At 70.9% G+C, this 24,679-nt stretch carries 24 protein-coding genes and 1 rRNA gene; 15 read left to right on the top strand and 10 right to left on the bottom strand.

Going from position 1 to position 24,679, the window contains the following annotated elements; translation table 11 throughout:
- The 7 genes from rrf to AB0E98_RS14470 form a co-directional block, all read left to right on the top strand.
- Positions 1–94, top strand: a 5S ribosomal RNA gene (rrf, locus tag AB0E98_RS14500); the annotation flags it as partial.
- Between the two features lie 77 nt (positions 95–171).
- On the top strand, positions 172–1,344 hold the full coding sequence (locus AB0E98_RS14495; protein WP_361702108.1) for an acetoin utilization protein AcuC: 1,173 nt from the start codon (positions 172–174) through the stop codon (positions 1,342–1,344).
- Positions 1,345–1,503: 159 nt separating this feature from the next.
- Positions 1,504–2,319, top strand: coding sequence for a phosphatase (locus AB0E98_RS14490; protein WP_361702106.1), 816 nt, complete (start codon positions 1,504–1,506; stop codon positions 2,317–2,319).
- Positions 2,320–2,447: 128 nt separating this feature from the next.
- Positions 2,448–2,657 (top strand): helix-turn-helix domain-containing protein, encoded by a 210-nt coding sequence (locus tag AB0E98_RS14485; RefSeq protein WP_067299677.1) that lies wholly within the window; start codon positions 2,448–2,450, stop codon positions 2,655–2,657.
- A 110-nt stretch (positions 2,658–2,767) separates the two neighbouring features.
- On the top strand, positions 2,768–2,866 hold the full coding sequence (locus tag AB0E98_RS14480) for an AURKAIP1/COX24 domain-containing protein (protein WP_003948845.1): 99 nt from the start codon (positions 2,768–2,770) through the stop codon (positions 2,864–2,866).
- 203 nt (positions 2,867–3,069) lie between these two features.
- The gene (locus tag AB0E98_RS14475) at positions 3,070–4,116 is read left to right on the top strand and encodes an NAD-dependent epimerase/dehydratase family protein (RefSeq protein WP_361702104.1); all 1,047 of its coding nucleotides are present in this window, start codon (positions 3,070–3,072) and stop codon (positions 4,114–4,116) included.
- A gap of 14 nt (positions 4,117–4,130) precedes the next feature.
- Positions 4,131–5,189, top strand: coding sequence for a lysophospholipid acyltransferase family protein (locus tag AB0E98_RS14470; RefSeq protein ID WP_361702102.1), 1,059 nt, complete (start codon positions 4,131–4,133; stop codon positions 5,187–5,189).
- A 39-nt stretch (positions 5,190–5,228) separates the two neighbouring features.
- On the opposite strand, the gene AB0E98_RS14465 is transcribed toward AB0E98_RS14470, so the two are convergent.
- The 4 genes from AB0E98_RS14465 to AB0E98_RS14450 all read right to left on the bottom strand — a co-directional run bounded on the left by AB0E98_RS14465 (position 5,229) and on the right by AB0E98_RS14450 (position 9,267).
- Entirely contained in the window at positions 5,229–6,410 is a 1,182-nt protein-coding gene (locus AB0E98_RS14465; RefSeq protein WP_361702101.1) for a DUF5667 domain-containing protein, read from the bottom strand.
- A 225-nt stretch (positions 6,411–6,635) separates the two neighbouring features.
- Positions 6,636–7,436 carry an ECF subfamily RNA polymerase sigma factor, BldN family gene (locus AB0E98_RS14460; RefSeq protein WP_361702099.1) on the bottom strand — a complete coding sequence of 267 codons (801 nt, stop codon included), beginning with the start codon at positions 7,434–7,436 and terminating at the stop codon, positions 6,636–6,638.
- A 479-nt stretch (positions 7,437–7,915) separates the two neighbouring features.
- A complete protein-coding gene (locus AB0E98_RS14455; RefSeq protein WP_361702097.1) occupies positions 7,916–8,860 on the bottom strand; it encodes an HAD-IB family hydrolase in 945 nt (314 codons plus the stop codon).
- 128 nt (positions 8,861–8,988) lie between these two features.
- On the bottom strand, positions 8,989–9,267 hold the full coding sequence (locus AB0E98_RS14450) for a glutaredoxin family protein (protein ID WP_361702096.1): 279 nt from the start codon (positions 9,265–9,267) through the stop codon (positions 8,989–8,991).
- A 381-nt stretch (positions 9,268–9,648) separates the two neighbouring features.
- On the opposite strand from AB0E98_RS14450, the gene AB0E98_RS14445 reads away from it, so the two are divergent.
- The 6 genes from AB0E98_RS14445 (at position 9,649) to AB0E98_RS14420 (ending at position 16,112) form a co-directional block, all read left to right on the top strand.
- Positions 9,649–10,428 carry a redox-sensing transcriptional repressor Rex gene (locus tag AB0E98_RS14445; RefSeq protein WP_311609110.1) on the top strand — a complete coding sequence of 260 codons (780 nt, stop codon included), beginning with the start codon at positions 9,649–9,651 and terminating at the stop codon, positions 10,426–10,428.
- Positions 10,425–11,789 carry a glutamyl-tRNA reductase gene (locus AB0E98_RS14440; protein WP_361702095.1) on the top strand — a complete coding sequence of 455 codons (1,365 nt, stop codon included), beginning with the start codon at positions 10,425–10,427 and terminating at the stop codon, positions 11,787–11,789. Before AB0E98_RS14445 ends, AB0E98_RS14440 begins: the two co-directional genes overlap by 4 nt.
- Entirely contained in the window at positions 11,786–12,757 is a 972-nt protein-coding gene (hemC, locus tag AB0E98_RS14435; RefSeq protein WP_361702094.1) for a hydroxymethylbilane synthase, read from the top strand. Before AB0E98_RS14440 ends, hemC begins: the two co-directional genes overlap by 4 nt.
- Positions 12,754–14,403: a bifunctional uroporphyrinogen-III C-methyltransferase/uroporphyrinogen-III synthase gene (locus AB0E98_RS14430; RefSeq protein WP_361702093.1), complete on the top strand. Its 1,650-nt coding sequence runs from the start codon at positions 12,754–12,756 to the stop codon at positions 14,401–14,403. The genes hemC and AB0E98_RS14430 overlap by 4 nt, the downstream gene beginning before the upstream one ends.
- On the top strand, positions 14,400–15,392 hold the full coding sequence (gene hemB, locus AB0E98_RS14425; protein ID WP_311609102.1) for a porphobilinogen synthase: 993 nt from the start codon (positions 14,400–14,402) through the stop codon (positions 15,390–15,392). Before AB0E98_RS14430 ends, hemB begins: the two co-directional genes overlap by 4 nt.
- Before the next feature lie 282 nt (positions 15,393–15,674).
- A complete protein-coding gene (locus AB0E98_RS14420) occupies positions 15,675–16,112 on the top strand; it encodes an ATP-binding protein (RefSeq protein WP_361702091.1) in 438 nt (145 codons plus the stop codon).
- 4 nt (positions 16,113–16,116) lie between these two features.
- Here AB0E98_RS14420 and argS read toward each other — a convergent pair whose 3' ends face one another.
- Complete coding sequence (gene argS / locus AB0E98_RS14415; RefSeq protein WP_361702089.1) at positions 16,117–17,886, bottom strand: arginine--tRNA ligase; 1,770 nt, start codon at positions 17,884–17,886, stop codon at positions 16,117–16,119.
- Positions 17,887–18,045: 159 nt separating this feature from the next.
- On the opposite strand from argS, the gene lysS reads away from it, so the two are divergent.
- The gene (gene lysS, locus AB0E98_RS14410) at positions 18,046–19,767 is read left to right on the top strand and encodes a lysine--tRNA ligase (RefSeq protein ID WP_361702087.1); all 1,722 of its coding nucleotides are present in this window, start codon (positions 18,046–18,048) and stop codon (positions 19,765–19,767) included.
- 80 nt (positions 19,768–19,847) lie between these two features.
- On the opposite strand, the gene AB0E98_RS14405 is transcribed toward lysS, so the two are convergent.
- A complete protein-coding gene (locus AB0E98_RS14405; protein ID WP_361702086.1) occupies positions 19,848–20,564 on the bottom strand; it encodes a hypothetical protein in 717 nt (238 codons plus the stop codon).
- Positions 20,565–20,744: 180 nt separating this feature from the next.
- Positions 20,745–21,605: a hypothetical protein gene (locus tag AB0E98_RS14400; RefSeq protein ID WP_361702085.1), complete on the bottom strand. Its 861-nt coding sequence runs from the start codon at positions 21,603–21,605 to the stop codon at positions 20,745–20,747.
- Between the two features lie 173 nt (positions 21,606–21,778).
- On the opposite strand from AB0E98_RS14400, the gene AB0E98_RS14395 reads away from it, so the two are divergent.
- Complete coding sequence (locus AB0E98_RS14395; RefSeq protein ID WP_361702084.1) at positions 21,779–22,972, top strand: RtcB family protein; 1,194 nt, start codon at positions 21,779–21,781, stop codon at positions 22,970–22,972.
- Positions 22,973–22,983: 11 nt separating this feature from the next.
- On the opposite strand, the gene AB0E98_RS14390 is transcribed toward AB0E98_RS14395, so the two are convergent.
- From AB0E98_RS14390 to AB0E98_RS14380, 3 genes are all read right to left on the bottom strand, one after another.
- Positions 22,984–23,388, bottom strand: a complete 405-nt coding sequence (locus AB0E98_RS14390; RefSeq protein ID WP_361702082.1) for a VOC family protein — start codon at positions 23,386–23,388, stop codon at positions 22,984–22,986.
- Between the two features lie 118 nt (positions 23,389–23,506).
- A complete protein-coding gene (locus AB0E98_RS14385) occupies positions 23,507–24,259 on the bottom strand; it encodes an SDR family oxidoreductase (protein ID WP_361702081.1) in 753 nt (250 codons plus the stop codon).
- A gap of 59 nt (positions 24,260–24,318) precedes the next feature.
- Entirely contained in the window at positions 24,319–24,654 is a 336-nt protein-coding gene (locus AB0E98_RS14380) for a YnfA family protein (protein WP_361702080.1), read from the bottom strand.
- Between the last annotated feature and the right edge of the window lie 25 nt (positions 24,655–24,679).

The following is a 24,679-nucleotide window of genomic DNA, read 5'->3' as shown; positions in this document are numbered from 1 at the left end:
AACGCCCGGTTACATTTCGAACCCGGAAGCTAAGCCTTTCAGCGCCGATGGTACTGCAGGGGGGACCCTGTGGGAGAGTAGGACGCCGCCGAACTTCTTTTGGAGAAAGCCCTGGCAGGGGATACCTGCCAGGGCTTTCTTGCGTTTACGGACACCGATACCGTTGCCGCCATGAGCGGCCATGCACAGTTGATGTGGGACGAAGCGGTAACAGGCTATGACTTCGGCCCCGGGCACCCGATGGATCCCGTACGGCTCGCCCTGACCATGCGACTGGTCGAGGCGTTCGAGCTGGACCGGGCGGTCCGTGTCGTCTCCGCGCCGCCCGCCGGCGAGTCGACTCTCCGCCTCGTCCACCGCCCCGATTACATCGCCGCCGTCCGTGAGGCATCGGCGGACCCCAAGGCCGCCGACATGTCCTATGGGCTCGGGACCGTCGACGACCCGGCGTTCGCCGGGATGCACGACGCCGCCGCGCTCATCGCCGGCCAGTCCGTGGGCGCCGCCGAGGCCGTGTGGAGCGGGGAGGTGTCGCACGCCGTGAACTTCGCCGGCGGGCTGCACCACGCCATGCCCGGCGCGGCATCCGGATTCTGCGTCTACAACGACGCGGCCCTCGCGATCGCCCGGCTGCTTGAGCTGGGTGCCGAGCGGGTGGCCTACGTGGACGTGGACGTCCATCACGGCGACGGCGTCCAGGCGGCCTTCTGGGAGGACCCCCGCGTCCTGACGATCTCCCTGCACGAGCACCCCCACACCCTCTTCCCGCGGAGCGGCTGGCCGACGGAGACGGGGGCCCCGGGCGCCGAGGGCAGTGCGGTGAACGTGGCGCTGCCCGCGGGCACGGGCGACGCCGGGTGGCTGCGGGCCTTCCACGCGGTCGTACCGGAGCTCCTGGCGGCCTTCCGGCCGCAGGTGCTGGTGACCCAGCACGGGGCCGATACCCACTTCGAGGACCCGCTGGCACATCTGGCCGTCTCGCTCGACGCACAGCGCCATGTGGCCGCCGTCTGCCATGAGTTGGCGCATCGTCACGCCGACGGCCGCTGGGTGGCCCTGGGGGGCGGTGGGTACGCCGTGGCGGATGTGGTGCCGCGGTCGTGGACCCATCTGGTGGCCATCGCCGCCGGCCGGCCGGTGGATCCCACGTCGCCAGCGCCGGACCTGTGGCGGAGTGAAGTGTTCAGGCGCACGGGACAGTTGGGGCCGTTGAGGATGACGGATGGCTGTGAGCCGGAGTGGCGGTCGTTCGAGGAGTCGGGGTACGACCCGGCCGATCGACTGGACCAGGCGATCCTCGCGACCCGTAGGGCGGCGTTCCCGGCCCACGGGCTGCTGCCCTAGCCGCCCTGGCCACGTCGCCCTCGGGAGCTCGGAAGCTCGGGAGCCGGTCGCCCTCGGGAGCCTCGCCGTCCCCGACGGCCTCAACTCCCGTTAGCCCTCGCGTGGGACGCCTCCCCGAATCCTCACCGCCCGTCGTTCCCGTCCGCGACCATCGGGCTCGTGCTGACCCGTCACGCGCTCCGCGGCCATCTCCTCGCCACCCGGCTGGCGGGGACCGTCGCCACGTCCAGGGAGCGGAGCCTGAGCCGCTACCGGTTGTTCGCCGCCCGGGATCCACGGGTGCTGATCGGGTTGGAGCCTAAATCTGACTGGCGTTTCCCCGAGTTGTTACAACTGATGGTCCAAAGGTGTGGTGTTTCAGCCGATCCCAAGCACACTTCCGGGCATGATGTGATCGATCCGGACCGCACGCTGGTGGCACTCGATGCCTTCGCCGATCGGCTCGCGACGGCGGCCGCGTTGGGCGCTCCCGTGCTCCTGGGCACCGGTCACCCCCACCCGCTCCTGGGCTTCTACGCCGCGTTGGCCGCCGCCCTGTCGTCGGCGGGATGCGATGTCCTCACCCCGGCGCAGGGTCGAAGTGTCGACATAACGACCCGGTTCGGCGTACGCACCTACAACCTTCACTACGCCCAGGGAGTCGCGATGGTGCGCGAACCCGGCGCACGGGGTCGCGGAAGTGAGCCCGGCGCGCATACTCATTCACCTCTCCCGGTTCGTACCGTGCTTGACGCCGCGGCGGGGTCGGGCGGGCCGTTGCCGGCCTTGGTCATCGGGGACCACGGATGGGTCTGCGGGGCAGGTCAGCTGGGCATTGAGGCCATCGGGCTGGCGGACTCGGACGACCCCGCGCTGTTCGTCGGAGAGGCCGAGGGGCGAGTGTCCGTCGCCGTTCCGCTTGATGACACTGTGCGGTCTGATTACTACCGACCGCTTACTCGCTATGTACTCAATCGAGCGTGTCTGTCACAGTAGGCGGCCGATGGCTGCTCCTCTTCCCCACTCGCATCACCCGCCCCTAACCTGGGGAGTGAGCGCGCAGCGACGAGGAGTCACCGGAGGGGAAGCCGGTGCGCGTCATGTGCGGAAGGTTCAGGTGTGTCATGGCTGCTGGCGAAAGGCCTCTCAACGAGGTCGTGTTCCTTACCGTGGCTGAGGTGGCCGCGGTGATGCGAGTCTCCAAGATGACCGTGTACCGACTGGTGCACAGCGGTCATCTGCCGGCGATCCGGGTGGGCAGGTCGTTCCGGGTCCCAGAACAAGCGGTGCACGAGTACCTCCGAGAGTCCTACGTGGGGGTGGAAACAGCCTGACGGAGGCCCTGGATTACGCTGATCGCCCGGTGCCGGGTAGGCTGGCCCGATGTAGGTCGTGTGGGCTCGGACGCCCCGCACCGAGTGAATCGATGTAAGCGAGGGTAGTCGTGGGCTCTGTTATCAAGAAGCGGCGCAAGCGGATGGCCAAGAAGAAGCACCGCAAGCTGCTCAAGCGCACGCGTGTTCAGCGTCGCAACAAGAAGTAAGCAGCGCCGCTGTGCTCGTCCCGCAGCCCTCCCACCGGTCACGGTGGGAGGGCTGCGGTGCGTTGCGGTGAGTAAAGCCTTCGCTACGGCTTGAAATGACGCCCGGCCCGACCGGCGGTCATCACAGTGCAACAACGACCCGCTACGGTGGCCGCGACAGGGCACCGCTCGTCTCTCCAGACGTGGGAAGGAAGGCGCTGATCTTGGGCAAGGTCGTGCTCGTCACCGGAGTCGCACGGCAGCTGGGCGGAAGGTTCGTCCGCCGTATCCAGCGCGAGCCCGACGTCGACCGCGTCATCGGGGTGGACGCGGTGCCACCCGAGCACCATCTCGGCGGGGCCGATTTCCTACGGGCGGACATCCGCCACCCGACGATCGGCAGGGTCCTGGCGGAGCACTCCGTCGACACCGTCGTCCACATGGACGTCAACGGCACCCCGCTGGGCAAGCGCGGCAGCCGGGCCTCGGTCAAGGAGACCAACGTCATCGGCACCATGCAGCTGCTCGGTGCCTGCCAGAAGACCCCGTCCGTCAAACGGCTGGTGATCAAGTCCAGCACGAACGTGTACGGTTCCGCCCCCCGGGACCCCGCGGTCTTCACCGAGTCCACGCCGCCCAAGTCGCTGCCCAGCGGTGGCTTCGCCAAGGACGTCGTCGAGGTCGAGGGCTATGTCCGCGGCTTCGCCCGCCGCCGGCCGGACGTGGCCGTGTGCGTGCTGCGCTTCGCGAACGTGCTGGGGCCCTGTGCCGACTCGCCGCTGGCGGAGTACTTCTCGCTGCCCGTGCTGCCCACCGTGCTGGGCTTCGACCCCCGGCTCCAGTTCGTCCACGAGGACGACGCCATCGAGGTGCTCCGGATCGCCGCCGGGGAGCCCGCCAGGTCCACGCTCAACAGCGGCACGTTCAATATCGCCGGGGACGGTGTCCTGCTGCTCTCACAGGCCGCCAGGCGCCTCGGGCGCCCCACGCTCCCCTTCTTCCTGCCGACCGTCACCTGGGTCGGCTCCGCGCTGCGGTCGGTCGGCGCCCTGGACTTCTCGCCCGAGCAGGTCCGGCTCCTCACCCACGGCCGTGTCGTCGAGACCACGCAGATGCGCGAGACCCTGGGCTTCCGCCCCCGGTACTCCACCCCGGAGGCCTTCGCGGACTTCGCCCGCAGTCGCGGCCCGGGGCTGCTGCCGCCCGAGACCCTCGCCCGTACCGTCGACCGGATCGCCGCGCTGATGCCTGCCGGCAGCGGCCAGAACTGAGGAGCGCACGCAGCATGGCCGATGCGAAGGTCATTCCGTTCGGCGAGGAGCCCCGGGCCAAGCGGCGGCCGGGCCGCACGGCCCGCGGCCGGACGAGCCGGGTGCCGGCGGCGCTCTCGCCCGTACCCGCCCAGCGGGAGGAGGAGCGGGCCCGCACCGGCCAGGAGGGCCGGCCGGAGCAGGCCGGGGACGGCGTCGCCGCCGGGGCCTCGGCCGGGGCGGGTACCGGGGACGGCGGCTGGGAGCGGAAGCTGGCCCATGGGCTGAACTTCCTGCGCCGCCGGATCACCGGCGAGTACGAGGTCGACGACTTCGGCTACGACCAGGAGCTCACCGATCAGGTGATCCTCTCGCTGCTGCGGCCCTTCAAGGAGAAGTACTTCCGGGTCGAGGTGAAGGGCATCGAGAACATCCCGGAGAAGGGCGCGGCGCTGATCGTCGCCAACCACTCCGGCACCCTTCCCATCGACGGCCTGATGCTCCAGGTCGCCGTGCACGACCACCACCCGGCCGGGCGGAACGTCCGGATGCTCGCCGCCGACCTGGTCTTCATGCTGCCGCTGATCAACGAGCTCTCCCGGAAGCTCGGCCACACCCTCGCCTGCGCCGAGGACGCCCAGACGCTGCTGGAGCGCGGCGAGGTGGTGGGGGTGATGCCGGAGGGCTTCAAGGGGATCGGGAAGCCGTTCTCCGAGCGGTACAAGCTCCAGCGATTCGGGCGGGGCGGCTTCGTCCAGACGGCACTGCGTGCCGGGGCGCCCATCGTGCCCTGCTCGATCGTCGGGGCCGAGGAGATCTATCCGATGCTCGGCAACTCCAAGACGGTCGCGCGGCTGCTGGGCATCCCGTACTTCCCGCTCACGCCGTCCTGGCCCTGGACGGGGCCGCTGGGGCTGGTGCCGCTGCCCACGAAGTGGACGATCCAGTTCGGCGAGCCCATCCCCACGGACGGCTATCCGCCGGAGGCCGCGGACGACCCGATGCTGATGTTCAACCTCACGGACCAGGTCCGGGAAACGATTCAGCACACGCTTTACAAGCTGCTCGTGCAAAGGCGGTCGGTGTTCTTCTGAGCTCGGAAAGCTCGGAAGAACACCGACCGCCGACGAGCGTTACTTGTCGTCCTCCCCGTGGAGGCCGAGCCCCGGGAGGATGTTCGGCAGCAGCGGGGGGATGGTGATGTCGGGCTGCTTGGACGGCTTGCCGTCCTTGCCGTGGGCCGACCGGTCCGCGCCCGCGCCGTCCGTGCCGGACGACGGCTGGAGCAGACCCGTACCGCCCAGCAGGCCCTCGTGCTCGTCCCGGCCGCTGGGGGAGGACTGGGCGGGCTTGCCGCTGGGGTGCTTGCCGTCGGCCGTGGCGGGAGCCTTGGGGCTCAGCGTGGGGCTGTCCTGGCCACTGCTGCCGGAGGAGCCCTGGCGGGCGGCCCCGGACGGGCTCGCGGTGCCGCCGCGCTTCTCATGGAGCAGCCCGCGCAGCGGCTCGACCTCATCGTCTATGGCGTTGAACACCGAGGACACGCCGTCCCCCACGTCGGCGAGCTGGACGGGGAGCCGCTCGCGCAGCCGGCTCCAGCCCTCGCGGTGCGAGGCGGTGAAGGAGGAGAGCCGCTGGATCGCGCCGAGCGAGCCATCGCGCTGATAGGCGTCGTGCAGCAGCCGGTGCCCCTCGGAGGCGTCGTGCTGCATCCCGGCCAGGGTGCGGCGGATCTCCGTCAGCGACTCGTGGTCGAGGTGGCCGGAGCGGCCCCGCTCCATCAGCCGATTGGCCTCCTGGAGCCGCGTCGACGCCTGGTCGAGGAAGAGCCCGCCCCGGTCGGAGTCGCCGTCGGCCATGCCGAGCCGGAGGTCCTCCATTCCGCGCTTGAGCCCGTACAGCGTGTCGCCGGGCAGGGCGCCGGCGCTCGCCGCGGCCACACCGCCGAAGGCCCCCGCCGCCACGCCGACCGTGAGGCCGCCTGCGGCGAGCCCCTTGGACCAGCGGGAGCGCGGCCTGAGCCGGCTCAGCGCCCGGTGGGCACCCCGCCCGGAGCGCTGCGCCGGAACGGCGCCGCCCCCGGCGAACTGGGCCTCCATGGCGGCGATCAGCTGCGCCCGCTGAACGGTTTTGACCTCGGCGTCCAGCTCGGGGGCCGGCAGTGCGCCGAGGCCGCCCGTCAGCGTCAACAGCCTTGTCTGCTCGGTGTCTTCCAGTGATGGGCCGGACTGTGTGGCCGCAGCACCCTGGACTTCCTGGTCCTCCAGGGCCTGGGCGAAGGCGTTCGCCCGCCGGTGCGCCGATACATTCGCGATCACAGGCGGCACCTCCTCTCGTCATGACGGTCGACTCCCCGGGGCACCTGAAGGGTTGCACGCCGTGAACGCATCCACTCGATTGAGTGAGTGAATACGGTCACGAAGTGCCTTGGGGAAGTCTGCATCCCGGACAACGAGTGGCGCGGCAGTCGGGTTACGCGGCCGGAGCGAGGTGGCCGCCGGTGAGTGAATCCAGGCATCGGGTCGGTGAAAGGTCCGGTGGGATCAGCGGGCGTCGTCCGGGAGGAGCCGGGCGAGGGTGCGTACGGCCCGGTACTGGAGCGTCTTGATCGCGCCCTCGTTCTTCCCCATCACCCGGGCGGTCTCGGCGACCGAGAGGCCCTGGAGGAAGCGGAGGGTGACGCATTCCTGCTGCTGTGGATTGAGCTTGCGCACCGCCTCCAACAGGGCGGCGTTGGAAAGGGATTCGAGGACGGAGTCCTCCGGGCTGCGCTCGACCTCATTGGCGTCGAGCATCTCGCCGGTGGTCACCTCCAGCCGGAAGCGCGACGACTTGAAGTGGTCCGCGACCAGATTGCGGGCGATGGTCACCAGCCAGGCGCCGAAGTCGCGGCCCTGCCAGGTGAACGTGCCGATGCGGCGCAGGGCGCGCAGGAAGGTCTCGCTGGTCAGGTCCTCGGCCGTGGCCCGGCCGCCGACGCGGTAGTAGATGTAGCGGTAGACGGTGTCGGCGTACTGGTCGTAGAGCCGGCCGAAGGCCTCGGCCTCGCCCGCCTGGGCACGTTCGACCAGGTCGAGCATCCGGGCGCTGTCGCTGTCGGCGCTGGGGCGGCGGGGGGCGGTGGACGTGGCGGTGGCGGCTCCTCGGCGGGTTCGTCTGCCGACGGCGGCGCCGCTCTCGGCGAGGGCGTAGCAGGGGCCGGCATGGCCGCCCACCGCTACGGGGGCGAGCGTGGCGAAGGCGGGGACGGCGTACGCGGTGGGGACGAAGACGCGCAGCCGGTCGAGGACCGCTGCGCGCAGCGTAGCCAGGCCCGAGGCGTCAACCCCGACGTGTGGGTACACGGGACTCCCAGAGGCAGAGCTTCCATCACGTGCAGTGCCGGACCGTTCACTCGTCGTAGGGACAAGCGGGTACCGGATTGCGTCTGAGGAGAATAACCCTTCGTACAGGCAGCGCTACACCGAGTTGCCTAAATCATCGTTTCCGTTCGATCTTCTTACGGTTCATGGCCGATCAAATATCGAACTACAAACGGAAGTTGACCGGAATTGGCGAGAGTGTGGCCGATTGGGCAGCGTGTTGTGGCAATCCGGACACGCAAGGACTGCCGGGGGCCATGTGGGGGTATGACAAAAGGATTGCCTGTGCGATCAAGGCGATTACGGGCAGTGGCGAGGAGGCGCGCCGAAGCGTCGCCCGTACCGGTGATGGCGGCACACCCGGCGGTGGGCGGACGAATGGGGACGCCGGACCCGGATTCCGGGCCCGGCTCGCAGACGGTTCAGCGGTGATCGTTCAGCGGTGATCGTTCAGGGGTGGTTCAGCGGCGGCGGCGGTGCAGCGCGATACCGGCGGCCGCGCCGCCCGCGAGCGCGCCGAGGCCCGCCGCGGCGGGGATGCCGATCTTGGCGGCCTTGCGGCCCGTCCGGTAGTCGCGCAGCCGCCAGCCGTGCTCGCGCGCGTGCTTGCGCAGCCGGCCGTCGGGGTTGACCGCGTAGGGGTGGCCGACGAGCGAGAGCATCGGGATGTCGTTGGCCGAGTCGCTGTAGGCGGCGCAGTGGGCCAGGTCCAGGCCCTCGGCGGCGGCCAGGGCGCGGACGGCCTCCGCCTTGGCCGGGCCGTGCAGCAGCTCGCCGACCAGCTTGCCCGTGTAGACGCCGCCGACCGACTCGGCGACCGTGCCCAGCGCGCCGGTCAGGCCCAGCCGGCGCGCGACGATCGTCGCGGTCTCGACGGGGGCGGCGGTGACCAGCCACACCTTCTGGCCCGCGTCCAGGTGCGCCTGGGCCAGAGCGCGGGTGCCGGGCCAGATGCGCTCGGCCATGTACTCGTCGTAGATCTCCTCGCCGATGGTCATCAGCTCGGAGACGCGGTGGCCCTTCACGATCGACAGGACGCTGTCGCGGGCCTCCTGCACATGCTCGGGGTCCTCGATGCCGGCGAGCCGGAACCAGGTCTGCTGCCAGGCGAAGCGCGCGAGCTCGCGCTTGCCGAAGAAGTGCCGCTTGTAGAGGCCCCGGCCGAAATGGAACATGGCGGCGCCTTGCATGACCGTATTGTCCAGGTCGAAGAACGCGGCGGCCTTCTCGTCGCCCACGACGGGGAAGTCGGGCTCGGGCTCCGGAGGCGCGGCCGGGCCCCCGGCCAGGGCCTCTTCGTTCTCCTGGGCGGACTTGCGGGCTGCCTCCGCCGCCGCCTCGCCGGCCAGCACGCTGCGTGCGGTGGCGGAACGCCTGCGGTAAGTGAGCCATCCGAGTGCGGCCATGCCGCGAGCATAGCCAGTTTGTTCGGGGTAACCGGAGTCCCCTCCGCCGTGATGGCGTGAACTCTGCGCGTCGGGCCGGTGACCCACCGGGTGGCAGCCCTGGTCGCCGGGGCCGCGGGGGAGCGCGATCAGGCGCCGAGGGCCTTGCGCAGCCGGTCCGGGTTCACCCGCCAGAAGTCGTGCTGGGCGCCGTCGACGAGGATCACCGGGATCTGCTCCCAGTACTTGCGGTGGAGCTCCTCGTCCTCGGTGATGTCCTTCTTCTCCCAGCGGGCACCCAGCTCGCCGCAGATCTCGGCGATCACGGCCTCGGCGTCGTCGCACAGGTGGCAGCCGGGCTTGCCGATCAGCGTGACGACGCTGTCGGCCGGGTTCTTGCGGGCGCCGCGGCGCAGGAGCGGACTCATGCCGGCCATTCTGGCAGCCACGGGCGGGCGCCGGAGCAAGCTCCGGCGCGACGGGAATGGATGCCTGAGTCGACTAACATCGAGGGCGATTTATTGGTGTCCGGGAGGAAACAGCCCCCCGGGAGGCGGCGACGCGGTGAGGAGTGGACGGCCATGACCCCGTCGGCCTGCTCCTGGTGCGCGAGTGGCCTGAGTGGCAGTCGTGGTGCCACCGGCCATGGTTCCCGCCTTGACGGGAATCACCGCGTGACCCCCGTCACTTTGACCGGGCAAATCGGACACCATCTTTGTGCACGCGTTCACAAAGGCATAGCCTGCCTTCAACAGGGCGGTTCTGGGACAAGGCGCTGCCCGCAGCCCCGCTCTACCCGCAGGAGCACCGTGGCAACTGGCCGAACTCACCGACCGGCGACCCGAAGCCGAGGGATCCCCGAGGCCACCGTCGCCCGGCTACCGCTGTATCTGCGCGCGCTGACCGCGCTCTCCGAGCGCTCGGTCCCCACGGTCTCCTCCGAGGAGCTGGCCGCCGCGGCCGGCGTGAACTCCGCCAAGCTGCGCAAGGACTTCAGCTACCTCGGCTCGTACGGCACCCGCGGCGTGGGCTACGACGTGGAATACCTCGTCTACCAGATCTCCCGCGAGCTCGGCCTCACCCAGGACTGGCCGGTCGTCATCGTCGGCATCGGAAATCTCGGCGCGGCCCTCGCCAACTACGGCGGCTTCGCCTCCCGCGGCTTCCGTGTCGCGGCCCTGATCGACGCCGACCCCGCGATGGCCGGCAAGCCGGTCGCCGGGCTGCCCGTGCGGCACACCGACGAACTCGAGTCGATCATCCGCGACAACGGCGTCTCCATCGGCGTCATCGCGACCCCCGCCGGCGCCGCCCAGCAGGTCTGCGACCGGCTCGTCGCCGCAGGGGTCACCTCGATCCTCAACTTCGCGCCGACCGTGCTGTCCGTGCCCGACGGCGTGGACGTGCGCAAGGTCGACCTCTCCATCGAGCTCCAGATCCTCGCCTTCCACGAGCAGCGCAAGGCCGGCGAGGAGAGCGGCCCGGCGGCCGCCGCGGCGTCCCGTACCGGCGCGCCCGCGCGTACGGCCCCGGTCGCGGGCAGCGGAAAGGGACCGGAGGGGGACGTCCCCGCCGTGATGCCGGCATGAGTCTCCTGGTCGTAGGCCTCAGCCACCGCAGCGCACCCGTGAGCGTGCTCGAGCGGGCCGCCCTCGCGCGCGAGACGCAGGCGCGTCTCGCGCACGACGCGCTGGCCGCCGAGCCCGCCACCGAGGCGGCGGTCCTGGCCACCTGCAACCGCATCGAGCTCTACGCCGACGTGGACAAGTTCCACGCCGGTGTGGCCGAGCTGTCCACGCTGCTCGCCCGGCACTCGGGCGTCGGCCTGGAGGAGCTCACTCCGTATCTCTATGTGCACTACGAGGACCGGGCCGTCCACCACCTCTTCTCGGTGGCCTGCGGGCTGGACTCGATGGTCGTCGGCGAGGGCCAGATCCTCGGCCAGATCAAGGACGCCCTCGCCCTCGGCCAGGAGCTCCACACCGCCGGCCGGCTGCTGAACGACCTGTTCCAGCAGGCCCTGCGGGTCGGCAAGCGCGCCCACAGCGAGACCGGCATCGACAAGGCCGGCCAGTCCCTGGTGACCTTCGGCCTTGAGCAGCTCGCGGACGGCACCCCCGTCACCGAGTGGGCGGCCGACAAGCGCGCCCTGATCATCGGCGCGGGCTCCATGTCCTCGCTCGCGGCGGCGACCCTCGCGCGCGCGGGCGTCGGCCACATCGCCGTCGCCAACCGCACCCTGGAGCGGGCCGAACGGCTCGCGCGGATCCTCACCGAGCCCGGCGCCCCCGGCGCGGTGACGGCCACGGCGGTGGAGATGACCGCCGTGCCCGCCGAGCTGTCGCTCGCCGACATCGTGGTGTCCTGCACGGGCGCCACCGGCCTGGTGCTGACGGCCGACGTCGTCCGGGCCGCCCTCGCCGCTCGCGACGGCGCGGCCCTGGCCCTGCTCGACCTCGCCATGCCCCGCGACATCGACGCCGCCGTCCACCGCCTGGAAGGCGCCCGGCTCGTCGACATCGAGACCCTGGCCGAGGCCTCGGCCGACGCCCCCATGGCCGCCGACGTCGACCAGGTGCGCACCATCGTCTCCGACGAGGTCGCCGCCTTCGGCGCCGCCCAGCGCGCCGCGCACATCACCCCCACCGTGGTGGCCCTGCGCGCCATGGCAGCCGACGTCGTGGCCGGGGAGATGGCCCGGCTCAACGGCCGGCTGCCCGGTCTCGACGACAGACAGCGTGCGGAGATCACCCAGGCCGTGCGCCGCGTCGTCGACAAGCTCCTGCACGCGCCCACCGTCCGGGTCAAGGAACTCGCCTCGACCCCCGGTGGCGCCGGCTACGCCGACGCCCTGCGGGAGCTCTTCGACCTCGACCCGCAGGCGGTCGCGGCCGTCAGCAAGGCGGACCCCCAACACGGTCGCCCCAACACAGCACGGGAGTCGGCATGAACGACACCACCGCCACGGCGCCCCTGCGACTGGGCACCCGGCGCAGCAAGCTGGCCATGGCCCAGTCCGGGATGGTGGCCGAGTCCGTACGACAGCTCACCGGCCGCCCGGTCGAGCTCGTCGAGATCACCACTTACGGTGACGTCTCGCGCGAGGCCCTCGCGCAGATCGGCGGCACCGGCGTCTTCGTCTCCGCGCTGCGCGACGCGCTGCTCGCGGGCGAGATCGACTTCGCCGTCCACTCGCTGAAGGACCTGCCGACCGGCCAGCCGGACGACCTCGCCCTCGCCGCGATCCCGCTCCGCGAGGACCCGCGCGACGTGCTCGTCGCCCGCGACGGGCTGACCTTCGAGACCCTCCCCGAGGGCGCGAGGATCGGCACGGGTTCGCCCCGCCGCATGGCACAGCTCAACGCCTGGGCCCGCGCGCTGGGCCGCCGCATCGAGACCGTGCCGATCCGCGGCAACATCGACACCCGCATCGGCTTCGTCACCAGTGGCGAGCTGGACGCCGTCGTGCTGGCCGCCGCCGGGCTCAACCGGATCGGCCGGATCGACGAGGCGACCCAGTTCCTCTCGTCCGACACTGTTTTGCCCGCCCCCGGCCAGGGGGCCCTGGCGATCGAGTGCGCCATGACCAACGCACCGCTCGCCGCCACGCTCGCCGAGCTCGACGATCCGCGCACGCGGCTCGCCGTCACCGCCGAGCGGTCCCTGCTCGCCGCGCTGGAGGCCGGATGCAGCGCACCTGTGGGTGCGCTGGCCGATTTCCAGGGCGACGACCGGGCTGTCACCGAAATGCGCCTGCGCGGCGTCGTCGGCACGACCGACGGTTCCACGCTGGTGCAGCTGTCCACCACCGGTCCCGTACCCGCGTCCGACGAGGACGCCCTTGCACTCGGCCGCGCTCTCGCAGCCGAGATGCTCGACAAGGGTGCGGCCGGTCTTATGGGGGAGCGAGCACTTTGAACCCCACCGCCCCGAACCATTCCGCGCACGGGCACGTCACCTTCCTCGGTGCCGGCCCCGGTGACCCGGGTCTGCTGACGTTGCGTGCCGTGGAGGCGCTGGCGGCCGCGGACGTCCTGATCGCCGATCCGCAGGTGCTCGACGTGGTGCGTACCCACGCCCGCAGCACCGTGGACACGCCTGTCCAGACGGTGACCGACGAGGCGTCAAAAACCGCTGACGTCTCCGTTCTCAGGGACACCGCCAATCTTGTCATGTCGGCCGCGCGCGGCGGCAAGCGGGTCGTCCGTGCGGTGCTCGGCGACCCCGGCCTCGACGGCTACGCCGCCGAGGAGATGCTGGCCTGCGCCGCCGAGGGCATCACCTTCGAGGTCGTGCCCGGCGTCGCCACCGCCGTCGGCGTGCCCGCCTACGCCGGCGTGCCGCTGCGCGACGGCCGGGGCGGTGACGTCCGCTTCGTGGACGCCCGTACCGCCAGCGCCACCTGCTGGGCCGAGGTCGGCGCGAGCCAGGTGACGGCGGTGGTCTCCACCACCCTCGACCGCGTCGTCGCCACCGCCGGCGAGCTCGTGGCCGCCGGCCGCAAGCCCGACACCCCGCTGAGCGTCACCGTCGCCGGCACCACCACCCGCCAGCGCACCTGGACCGCCACCCTCGGCACCCTCCAGCAGACGCTGAAGGCCGCCAAGGTGCTGCCCACCGCCGACGGCGCCCAGCCCGTCATAGCCGTGGTCGGCGAGCGCAGCGCTGCCGAGCAGCGCGAGCGGCTGTCGTGGTTCGAGTCCAAGCCGCTCTTCGGCTGGAACGTGCTCGTCCCGCGCACCAAGGAGCAGGCCGCCTCGCTCTCCGACCAGCTGCGCTCCTACGGCGCCGTGCCCAGCGAGGTCCCGACCATCGCGGTCGAGCCCCCGCGCACCCCGCAGCAGATGGAACGCGCGGTCAAGGGCCTGGTCACCGGCCGCTACGAGTGGATCGCGTTCACTTCCGTCAACGCCGTCAAGGCCGTTCGCGAGAAGTTCGAGGAGTACGGCCTCGACGCGCGTGCCTTCGCCGGCATCAAGGTCGCGGCCGTCGGCGAGCAGACCGCCAAGTCGCTGATCGAGTTCGGCGTCAAGCCGGACCTGGTGCCCAGCGGCGAGCAGTCGGCGGCCGGTCTCCTGGAGGACTGGCCGCCCTACGACCCGGTCTTCGACCCGATCGACCGTGTCTTCCTGCCCCGCGCCGACATCGCCACCGAGACCCTGGTGGCCGGCCTGATCGAGCTGGGCTGGGAGGTCGACGACGTCACGGCCTACCGGACCGTACGGGCCTCGCCGCCGCCGGCCGAGACCCGCGAGGCGATCAAGGGCGGCGGTTTCGACGCCGTGCTGTTCACCTCGTCCTCCACCGTGCGGAACCTCGTCGGCATCGCCGGCAAGCCGCACAATGTCACCGTCATCGCCTGCATCGGCCCGGCCACCGCGAAGACCGCGGAGGAACACGGCCTGCGGGTGGACGTGCTGTCGCCCGAGCCCTCGGTGCACAAGCTGGCCGAGGCGCTCGCGGAGTTCGGCGCGGCCCGGCGCGACGCGGCCCTGGAGGCCGGCGACCCGGTCACCCGCCCGAGCGAGCGGCGGCCCGGATCGCGCAGAAGGGCACGGAGTTGAGCACCACGTACGGCACTTTCCCGGGGTCCCGGCCCCGGCGTCTCCGCACCACCCCGGCCATGCGCCGGATGGTCGCCGAGCACCGGCTGCACCCGTCCGACCTGATCCTTCCCGCCTTCGTGCGGGAAGGCGCGGCCGAACCGGTGCCGATCTCGGCCATGCCCGGGGTCGTCCAGCACACCCGCGACACCCTCCGTAAGGCCGCCGTCGAGGCGCTGGAGGCGGGCGTCGCCGGGATCATGCTCTTCGGCGTGCCCGAGGAGGCCAAGAAGGACGGCCTCGGCACCGCCGGCACCGACCCCGACGGCATCCTCCAGGTCGCCATCCGCGATGTGAAGGCCGAGGTCGGCGACGAGCTCGTCATCATGTCCGACCTCTGCCTGGACGAGTACACCGACCACGGCCACTGCGGCGTCCTCGACGCCGACGGCCGTGTCGACAACGACGCCACCCTCGAGCGCTACGCCGAGATGGCCCAGGTCCAGGCCGACGCCGGCGTCCATGTCGTGGGCCCCAGCGGGATGATGGACGGCCAGGTCGGCGTCGTCCGCGACGCCCTCGACCAGACCGGCCACGAGGACGTGTCGATCCTCGCCTACACCGCCAAGTACGCGTCCGCGTTCTACGGCCCGTTCCGCGAGGCCGTCGGCTCCTCCCTCCAGGGCGACCGCAAGACCTACCAGCAGGACCCGGCCAACCTCCGCGAGTCGATGCGCGAGCTCGAACTCGACCTCGCCGAGGGCGCCGACATGGTCATGGTCAAGCCCGCCCTGCCCTACCTCGACGTCCTCGCCAAGGTCGCCGAGAGCGTCGACGTGCCCGTCGCCGCCTACCAGATCTCCGGCGAGTACGCGATGGTCGAGGCCGCCGCCGCCAACGGCTGGATCGACCGCGACCGCGCCATCATGGAGACCCTCACCGGCATCAAGCGCGCCGGCGCGAACATGATTCTCACGTACTGGGCCACGGAGGTCGCGCGGCAGCTCTAGCCGTCCCCACCCCGCCCGTCACACAGCGCGATGGCGGCGTTCCCCGGCCGATGAGGCCCCGGAACGCCGCCATCGTCGTACCCGGCCTGCGAAGCCCTCGCCCCTGCGTCACATTTGCGCAGCTCACGCGAGAGGAGGCGCATAGTTCACGATCGTCACCCACACAGGTCGAGTCTTGGCGAAATGACGGAGGCGCGGCGTACGCGCTCGGACCATGACTACCGTGTGTGTCAGGTCGCTTACCCCGGCGCTTATCGCGGCGCTCATCCCCCGGAGGCGTGCATGAGCCATGACCCCGAACTCACGGACGACTGGGAGTACACGCTTCAGGTCCCCTCGGACCCCATGGCGCCGTGCATCGCGCGCCGCACGCTGCGCACCATCTTCGAGGAACACGGATTCCTGGAACTCGCCGATACCGCCGAGCTCCTCACCTCGGAGCTGGTCACCAACGCCTACCGCTACTCCGACGGACCCGCGTCCGTACGCGTCAAACGCGAGGGCGACCGCGTCAGGGTCGCCGTCTGGGACACCAACCCCCGCCTTCCCGCCCTCGACGGCGTCACCCTGCCCGACGCCGAGAACAGCGCCGAACAGGGCCGCGGACTGGGCCTGGTGCAGTGGTGCGCCGACAGCTGGGGCGGCTTCGCCCTGCGCGACCAGCCACAAGGGCTGGTCGGCAAGCTCATCTGGTTCGAGCTCGGGGCCGCCGGAGGCTGAGCCCTCAGAGGCGCTCGGGCGTCCGGATGCCCAGCAGCGCCATGCCCTGGCGCAGCGTGCGGGCCGTCAGGTCGCACAGGAACAGACGGTTCTCCACCAGCTCCGGCGCGTTCTGGTCGCTCAGCACCTGGCACTGGTCGTAGAAGGTCGTGTACAGCGAGGCCAGCTGGTACAGGTACCCGGCCAGCTTGTGCGGCGCGTACTCCTCGGCCGCCTCCGCCACCGTCGCCGCGAACTGGTCCAGGTGCAGCCCCAGGGCACGCTCCGCCGGAGCCAGCACGAGCTCCGGGTGCGCCACGGGCTTCGCCTCGCCCGCCCGGCGCAGGATCGACTGGATACGGGCGAACGCGTACTGGAGGTAGACCGAGGTGTCACCGTTGAGGGACACCATCTGGTCCAGGTCGAACTTGTAGTCGCGCGCCGCCGAGGTCGACAGATCCGCGTACTTCACCGCGCCGATGCCCACCTGGGCACCACGCTCGGCGATCTCCGCCTCGCTCAGGTCCTGGGCCTTCTCACGGACGATCGCCGAAGCGCGGGAGACCGCCTCGTCCAGCAGGTCCACCAGACGGACCGTCTCGCCCTCACGGGTCTTGAACGGCTTGCCGTCCTTACCCAGCACCGTGCCGAAGCCCAGCTGGACCGCCGTGGTCCCCTCCGTCAGCCAGCCGGCCCGACGAGCGGTCTCGAAGACCATCTTGAAGTGCAGCGACTGCCGGGAGTCCACCACGTACAGCAGCGTGTCGGCCTTGAGGTTGAAGACCCGGTCACGGATCGCGGACAGGTCCGTCGCCGCGTAGCCGAAGCCACCGTCGGACTTCTGCACGATCAGCGGCACCGGATTGCCCTCCGGGCCCTTCACATCGTCGAAGAACACGCACAGCGCGCCCTCGGAGCGGACGGCGACGCCCGACTCCTCCAGCATCCGGCACGTCTCGGCGAGCATGTCGTTGTAACCGGACTCGCCGACGATGTCCTCGTCGCGGATCTCCACGTCCAGCTTGTCGAAGACCGAGTAGAAGTAGATCTTCGACTCGTCGACGAACTTCTGCCACAGGGCGAGCGTCTCCTCGTCCCCGGCCTGAAGATCCACCACCCGGCGACGGGCCCGCGCCTTGAACTCCTCGTCCGAGTCGAAGAGCGCGCGCGAGGCCTTGTACAGCCGGTTGAGGTTGGACATGGCCTCCTCGCCGGAGGCCGCTTCGTCACCCTCGGCCTTGTGGTCCAGCTCGTGCGGGTGCTCGATCAGGAACTGGATGAGCATGCCGAACTGCGTGCCCCAGTCACCGATGTGGTGACGGCTGACCACCTTCTCGCCGGTGAACTCCAGAAGCCGGACGACCGAATTACCGATCACCGTGTTCCGCAGATGACCGACGTGCATCTCCTTGGCCACGTTCGGCTGCGCCCAGTCGACCACCGTGGTGCCCGGGTTCTCCTTGAACGGCACACCCAGCCGGTCGTCCGCCGCACGGGCCGCCAGCGTCCGCGTGATCGCCCCGTCGGCCACCGTGATGTTGAGGAAGCCCGGGCCCGAGACCTCGACGTCCTTGATCACATCACCGGCCGGAAGGCCCTCGACGACCTTCGCGGCCAGCTCGCGCGGATTGCCCTTGAGCTTCTTCGCCAGCGCCAGCATGCCGTTGGCCTGGAAGTCCGCCCGGTCGCTTCGTCGCAGCAGCGGATCGACGACACCGGCCTCCGGCACAGCGGCCGAGAGGGCGTCCGTGATGCGCTGGTCGAGCGTGGAAGCGAGCGAGGGAACCGAAGCCATGGGATGGGAGCCATTCCGGTAGGCGGCATTTTTCGACCCCCCGAGTATCCCACGCGCTATCACAGCCCCCCACGGAATTCGCCCGCCCCCGGGCAACCCGTCCGCCATCCCGGTCGTCTGGGACAATGGCCCTGCCAGGACCGTAAGGAAGGAAGTGCCGTGGCTCAGGCTCAGAGCACCGAGGCCGACTGGGTCTCCCGTTTCGCCGACGAGGTCATCGCCGAAGGCGAGCGCCGCGCCCCCGGCAAACCCATTGTCGTAGCCTCCGGCCTGTCGCCCTCCGGCCCGATCCACCTCGGAAACCTCCGCGAGGTCATGACCCCGCACCTGGTCGCCGACGAGATCCGCCGCCGGGGCCACGAGTGCCACCACGTCCTCTCCTGGGACGACTACGACCGCTACCGCAAGGTCCCCGCCGGCGTCGACCCGTCCTGGGCCGAGCACATCGGCAAGCCGCTGACCGCCGTGCCCGCGCCCCCCGGCAGCCCCTACGGCAGCTGGGCCGAGCACTTCAAGGCCGCCATGATCGAGGCCCTGGACGAGCTGGGCATCGAGTACCGCGGCATCAGCCAGACCGAGCAGTACACCTCCGGTGTCTACCGCGAGCAGATCCTGCACGCGATGAAGCACCGCGGCGACATCGACGCGATCCTCGCCCAGTACCGCACCAAGGCCAAGCCCGGTGCGAAGAAGCAGCAGAAGCCCGTCGACGAGGCCGAGCTGGAGGCCGCCGAGGGCTCCGGCGCCGCGGCCGAGGACGACGGCAGCGCCGGCGACGCGGGCTACTTCCCGTACAAGCCGTACTGCACCGCCTGCAACAAGGACCTCACCACGGTCACGGCGTACGACGACGAGACCACCGAGCTCGCCTACACCTGCACCGCCTGCGACCACGCCGAGACCGTCCTCCTCAAGGAGTTCGACCACGGCAAGCTGGTCTGGAAGGTCGACTGGCCCATGCGCTGGGCCTACGAGGGCGTGATCTTCGAGCCCTCCGGCGTCGACCACTCCTCGCCCGGCTCGTCCTTCCAGGTCGGCGGCCAGATCGTCGGCCCGATCTTCGGCGGCGAACAGCCCATCGGCCCCATGTACGCCTTCGTCGGCATCAGCGGCATGGCCAAGATGTCCTCCTCCAAGGGCGGCGTCCCCACCCCCGGCGACGCCCTCCAGATCATGGAGGCCCCGCTGCTGCGCTGGCTCTACGCCCGCCGCAGGCCCAACCAGTCGTTCAAGATCGCCTTCGACCAGGAGATCCAGCGGCTCTACGACGAGTGGGACAAGCTCTGCGGCAAGGTCGCCGACGGCACCGTCCTGCCCGCCGACGCCGCCGCCCACAGCCGCGCCGTCCGCACGGCCGCCGGTGACCTGCCCGCCACCCCGCGCCCGCTGCCCTACCGGACGCTGGCCTCGGTCGTCGACATCACCGCCGGCCACGACGAGCAGACCCTGCGCATCCTCGGCGACCTCGACCCCGAGAACCCGGTCACCTCGCTGGACGAGACCCGCCCGCGCCTCGACAAGGCCGAGCACTGGATCAACACCCAGGTCCCCGCCGAGTCCCGCACCGTCGTGCGCACCGAGCCCGACCACGAGACCCTCGCCACCCTCGACGAGCAGTCCCGTGCCTCGCTGCGGCTGCTCCTCGACGGCCTGGACGAGCACTGGTCCCTGGACGGCCTGACCACGCTGGTCTACGGCGTGCCCAAGGTCCTCGCGGGCCTTGAGCCCGACGCCAAGCCCACGCCGGAGCTCAAGGTCGCGCAGCGCGAGTTCTTCGCCCTGCTCTACCAGCTCCTCGTCGGCCGCGACACCGGCCCGCGCCTGCCCACGCTGCTGCTCGCGGTCGGGGCGGACCGGGTGCGCAAGCTGCTGGCGGCGTAGCCCGTACGCACGGAAGGGCCCCGGCCCGGTGACCTGATCGTCACCGGGCCGGGGCCCTTTTCCGTCTCCCTTACGGGGACTTACTTGTTCGCCGTGGCGACCGCCGTCACGACTTCCTTCGTCGCCTCCTGGCCGTCCTTGCTCAGCGCGTCGGCGTCCGGCGTCTTCGCTCCTTGGAGCCCCGCGCCGCTGTACTTGACCGTGATCACGACATTCGCCGTGCGGGCCACGACGGTCTCGTTCTTGTGGTCGTTGTCGTCCTTCTTCGTGGTCGTGCTCACCACGCCGGCCTCGTCGCCGATGCCCGACGCCTTGTCCGTCTTCGCGTCCTTGGCGCCGTCCGCGGTGGTGGCCACCGAGACCTGCTTCGCCACGAAGTCCTGTGCCCGCTTCTCGCCCGTGCCCAGCGTCGGGTCGGAGGCGAACCGCTTGAGGGAGACGGTCAGCGTACGGAACTGGAGGTCCTTGACGTCCTCGTCGTTCAGGCCGCTCCAGAAGCAGCTCGCCGAGTCGTTGGTGTCGCTGGAGGGGAGGGCCTTGCCCTCCTTCTTCTCCGCCTTGGGCACCAGCTTGTCGATGGTCTTCTCGGAGAGCGTCTTGCACACCTCCGGCAGCTTGCCGAACGTGGCCGCCTTCACGGAGGGGGCGGCGCTCGGGGTGGCCGGGGCGGAGGTCTTGCCCGACTCCTTCTTCTGGGACCCCGAGTCGGAGTCCGAGCAGCCGGTGGCGACGAGCATCACCGGTACTGCGGCGCAGGCGAGGATTCGGGCGAGTCGCGGGGCTGTGGGTCGGTGCATGGGTCCTTCGCTCATTCGTGTCGGTGACGCGGGGGCGGTGCGGGAGCGGTCCGGGGGCTCGGGGCTTGCCTACGGGCGGGGGCTCGGGGGCTTGCCTACGGGCACGGTACGCGGCCCGCACGCGGCTGCCACGCCGAAACGCGCCCCCTTGGTTCCGCCAGGTGGTTCCCTCGGTTCCCTCTAGTTCCCGAAGTGGCCCGCGTCGAGTTCACGGGCGAGGCCGTGGGCCTTGCCCTGGAGGTCCAGGCTGCCGGGGACGTGGAGGGCGTCCGTCGTCCACTGGTCGTAGGCGATGGTGACCAGCACGTTCGAGGACCGGAAGACCACCTTCACATCGCGGTGCACCCCCGAGCCCGTCGTCGCCAGCTTGTCGTCGACGAAGGCGTCGTCCCCCAGGTCGTCGAGGACGCGCGGGGCCAGCTTGGGGTCGGCGGAGGGGGGCGCCGACGGGGTCATCGGCGCGACGGTGGCGTCCCCCAGCTGGGGCCCCGGCCCGGGGTCGGCGGTGTGGGCGCTCGCGGACGGGCTGCCGCCGCCGGGGCTGCCGCCGGGGCTCGCGGACGTCGTGGGGGCGGGGGTGGCGTTGGGGATGTGCGCGGCGGTGGCCTGGCGCTGGTACAGCTGTTTGGCCCGGTTCTCGTCGCTCATGCCCGGCTGGTACGAGACCACGCGCTCGAAGTCGACCGAGAGGTGGCGGGTGCCGTTGGGGGTCTCCAGCTTCCAGCGGCAGCCCACGCGGCGGTCGGTGTCATAGGTGATCGCCGCCTGGCCCTGGAGGAGCCGCTTGGCCTCCTCCTCGTCGCCGTCGCCCACGCCGGGCAGCATCCGCCGCAGCGTGTCCCGGCTGACATATCCGCACGGCTCGGGAAGGCTGTGGTACTTCCCGGGCTCGGCCGTGGCCGTCGACGTCCCGGCCTGTCCCGGCTTGGGGTCCTCGCCCCCGCCACCGGACCCGGACCCTCCGCCGCACCCGGTGAGCACCGCCGACAGCACCGCCGCCGAGGCCAGTGCGGCTGCCGGTGCGTACGCCCTTCGCTGCACTGTCCGTGGCTCCTCTCACCTGAAACCCACCGGAAAACCGGTTGTCGCCGCTGGGTGGCGACTGGACACAATGTGTACCGCAAGCGCTGCCGCGCCCGCCGTCCCGCTGTCGTGGATGAGGTGAGAGGTCCGGCTTTTGCTTTATCCACGCTTTTCGGGGGAATGAGGTAGGTATGTCGTACACCGAGGTGCCCGGCGCCCGGGTACCGATCCGCATGTGGGCCGACCCGGCCACGGTCGAGCCCGTCGCCATGCAGCAGCTGCGGAACGTCTCCACGCTGCCGTGGATCGAGGGCCTCGCCGTGATGCCCGACGTCCACTTCGGCAAGGGCGCCACGGTCGGCTCGGTGATCGCCATGCGGGGCGCGGTGTGCCCGGCGGCGGTGGGCGTCGACATCGGCTGCGGCATGTCGGCGGTGAGGACGTCGCTGACCGCCAACGACCTCCCGGGCGATCTCTCCCGGCTGCGGTCGAAGATCGAGGAAGCCATCCCGGTGGGCTTCGCGATGCACGACGACCCGGTGGACCCGCGCCGGCTCCACGGACTGCCGACGGCGGGGTGGGACGACTTCTGGGGGCGGTTCGACGGGGTCGCGGAAGCGGTCAAATTCCGTCAGGGTCGGGCGCTGAAGCAGATGGGTTCGCTCGGCGGGGGAAATCATTTCGTCGAATTCTGTCTCGATGAGGCAGGTTCGGTCTGGCTGATGCTCCACTCCGGCTCCCGCAACATCGGCAAGGAGCTGGCGGAGTACCACATCGGCGAGGCGCGGAAGCTGTCGCACAACCAGAACCTGGTCGACCGTGACCTGGCCGTGTTCATAGCCGACACCCCGCAGATGGCCGCCTACCGGCACGATCTGTTCTGGGCGCAGGAGTACGCGCGGCACAACCGCGAGATCATGATGGCCCTCTTCCAGGACGTGGTCCGCAAGGAGTTCAAGAAGGCCAAGCCGATATTCGAGCCGGTCATCTCCTGTCACCACAACTACGTGGCGGAAGAGACCTACGAAGGCGTCGATCTGCTGGTCACCCGCAAGGGCGCGATCCGCGCGGGCGGCGGCGAGTACGGCATCATCCCGGGCTCCATGGGCACCGGCTCGTACATCGTGCGGGGCCTGGGCAACGAGGCGTCGTTCAACTCCGCCTCCCACGGCGCGGGCCGCCGGATGAGCCGTAACCAGGCGAAGAAGCGCTTCTCCGAGCAGGATCTGGTGGAGCAGACGCGGGGCGTCGAGTGCCGCAAGGACCGTGGCGTCGTCGACGAGATCCCGGCCGCCTACAAGCCCATCGAGCAGGTCATGGAGCAGCAGCGGGACCTCGTCGAGGTCGTGGCGAAGCTCAAGCAGATCGTCTGCGTGAAGGGCTGACAGGGAGCGCGTCAGACGCTCTGTCCCTGCCCCCGTCCCCGGTCCTGCGGGTACCACCGCAGTTCGATCGTGTTGCCGTCCGGGTCCAGGACGTAGATCGACTCGGCGACGCCGCGGGCGCCGTAGCGGGGGCCGGGGCCGTCGGTGACGGTGAAGGTGCCGGAGGCGATGACCTCGTGCCAGTCGACGGGGTCGACGACCAGGCAGATGTGGTCGACGTTGGACTCGCCGCGTTCGTGGGCGACCAGGTCGATGATCGTGGTGGGGGAGACGCGGACGGAGGGGAAGGGGGCTTCGCCCGCTCGCCATTCCTCGACGCGGACCGGCTCCAGGCCCAGGGGGCCGGTGTAGAAGGCCAGGGCGCGCTCGACGTCGGAGACGTTGAGGACGAGGTGGTCGAAGGCGGTGACGCGCATGGGGTGCCCCCTGTTCCGTACGGGCCGCCCGGGGGCGGGCGGCTGTGCGTACGAAGCTAGTGCGCCGTGAGGGGTTCCGCATCGGTCGTGGGGACCGGGACCGTGGTCCCGGCCGGGGTCAGACCTCGCGGTGGACCTTGTAGTTGGACGCCTGGGCGCGGGGGCGGACGACGAGGAGGTCGATGTTGACGTGGGCGGGGCGGGAGACGGTCCAGCCGATGGTGTCGGCGACGTCGTCGGCGGTCAGGGGCTCGGCGACGCCCGTGTAGACGGCGTCGGCGCGGTCCTGGTCGCCGCGGAAGCGGGTGAGGGCGAACTCGTCGGTCCTGACCATGCCTGGGGCGATCTCGATGACGCGTACCGGCTGGCCGCACAGCTCCAGGCGGAGGGTCTCGGCGATGACGTGGGCGCCGTGCTTGGCGGCGACGTAGCCGCCGCCGCCCTCGTAGGTGGCGAGGCCCGCCGTGGAGGACAGGACGATGATCGTGCCCTCGGCCTCGACGAGGCGGGGGAGGAGGGCCTGGGTGGCGTTGAGGGTGCCCAGGACGTTGGTCTCGTACATCGTGCGCCAGTCGGCGGGGTCGGCGGTGGCGACGGTCTCGGTGCCGATGGCGCCGCCGGCGTTGTTGACGAGGACGTCGACCCGGTCGAGGCCGGCGGCGAAGGCGTCCACCGCGGCGCGGTCGGTGACGTCGAGGACGCGGACGAGCGCGTCGTGGCCCGCGGCGGTCAGCTCCTCGGCGAGGGCGGTCAGACGGTCCTCGCGGCGGGCGGTGAGCACGACGCGGAATCCGTCGGCGGCCAGCCGCCGGGCGGTGGCGGCGCCGATGCCGCTGCTCGCGCCGGTGATGACTGCGGTGCGGGTGCTCATGGTGGGCCTCCTGGGGCGGCTGGGGTCTATCCGCAGCATAGGGGCCCGGGCCCGGCCGGTCAGCGGCCGCGGGGCGCGTACATGATCACGGCGACGCCGGCGAGGCAGATCAGCGCGCCGATGACGTCGTAGCGGTCCGGGCGGTAGCCGTCGGCGACCATGCCCCAGGCCAGCGAGCCCGCGACGAAGACGCCGCCGTACGCGGCGAGGATCCGGCCGAAGTGGGCGTCCGGCTGCAGCGTGGCGACGAAGCCGTACGCGCCCAGGGCGACGATCCCGGCGCCGATCCAGGCCCAGCCCCTGTGCTCCCGTACCCCCTGCCAGACCAGCCAGGCGCCGCCGATCTCCAGGAGGGCGGCGAGGACGAACAGGGCGATGGAGCGGAGGTTGAGCATGGATGTCAGGGTATGTGTGGCTGTG

The sequence above is a fragment of the Streptomyces sp. NPDC037389 genome (genome assembly GCF_040636475.1).
Taxonomy (GTDB): Bacteria; Actinomycetota; Actinomycetes; order Streptomycetales; family Streptomycetaceae; genus Streptomyces; species Streptomyces hesseae.
This window is presented reverse-complemented; position numbering and strand designations above follow the sequence as displayed.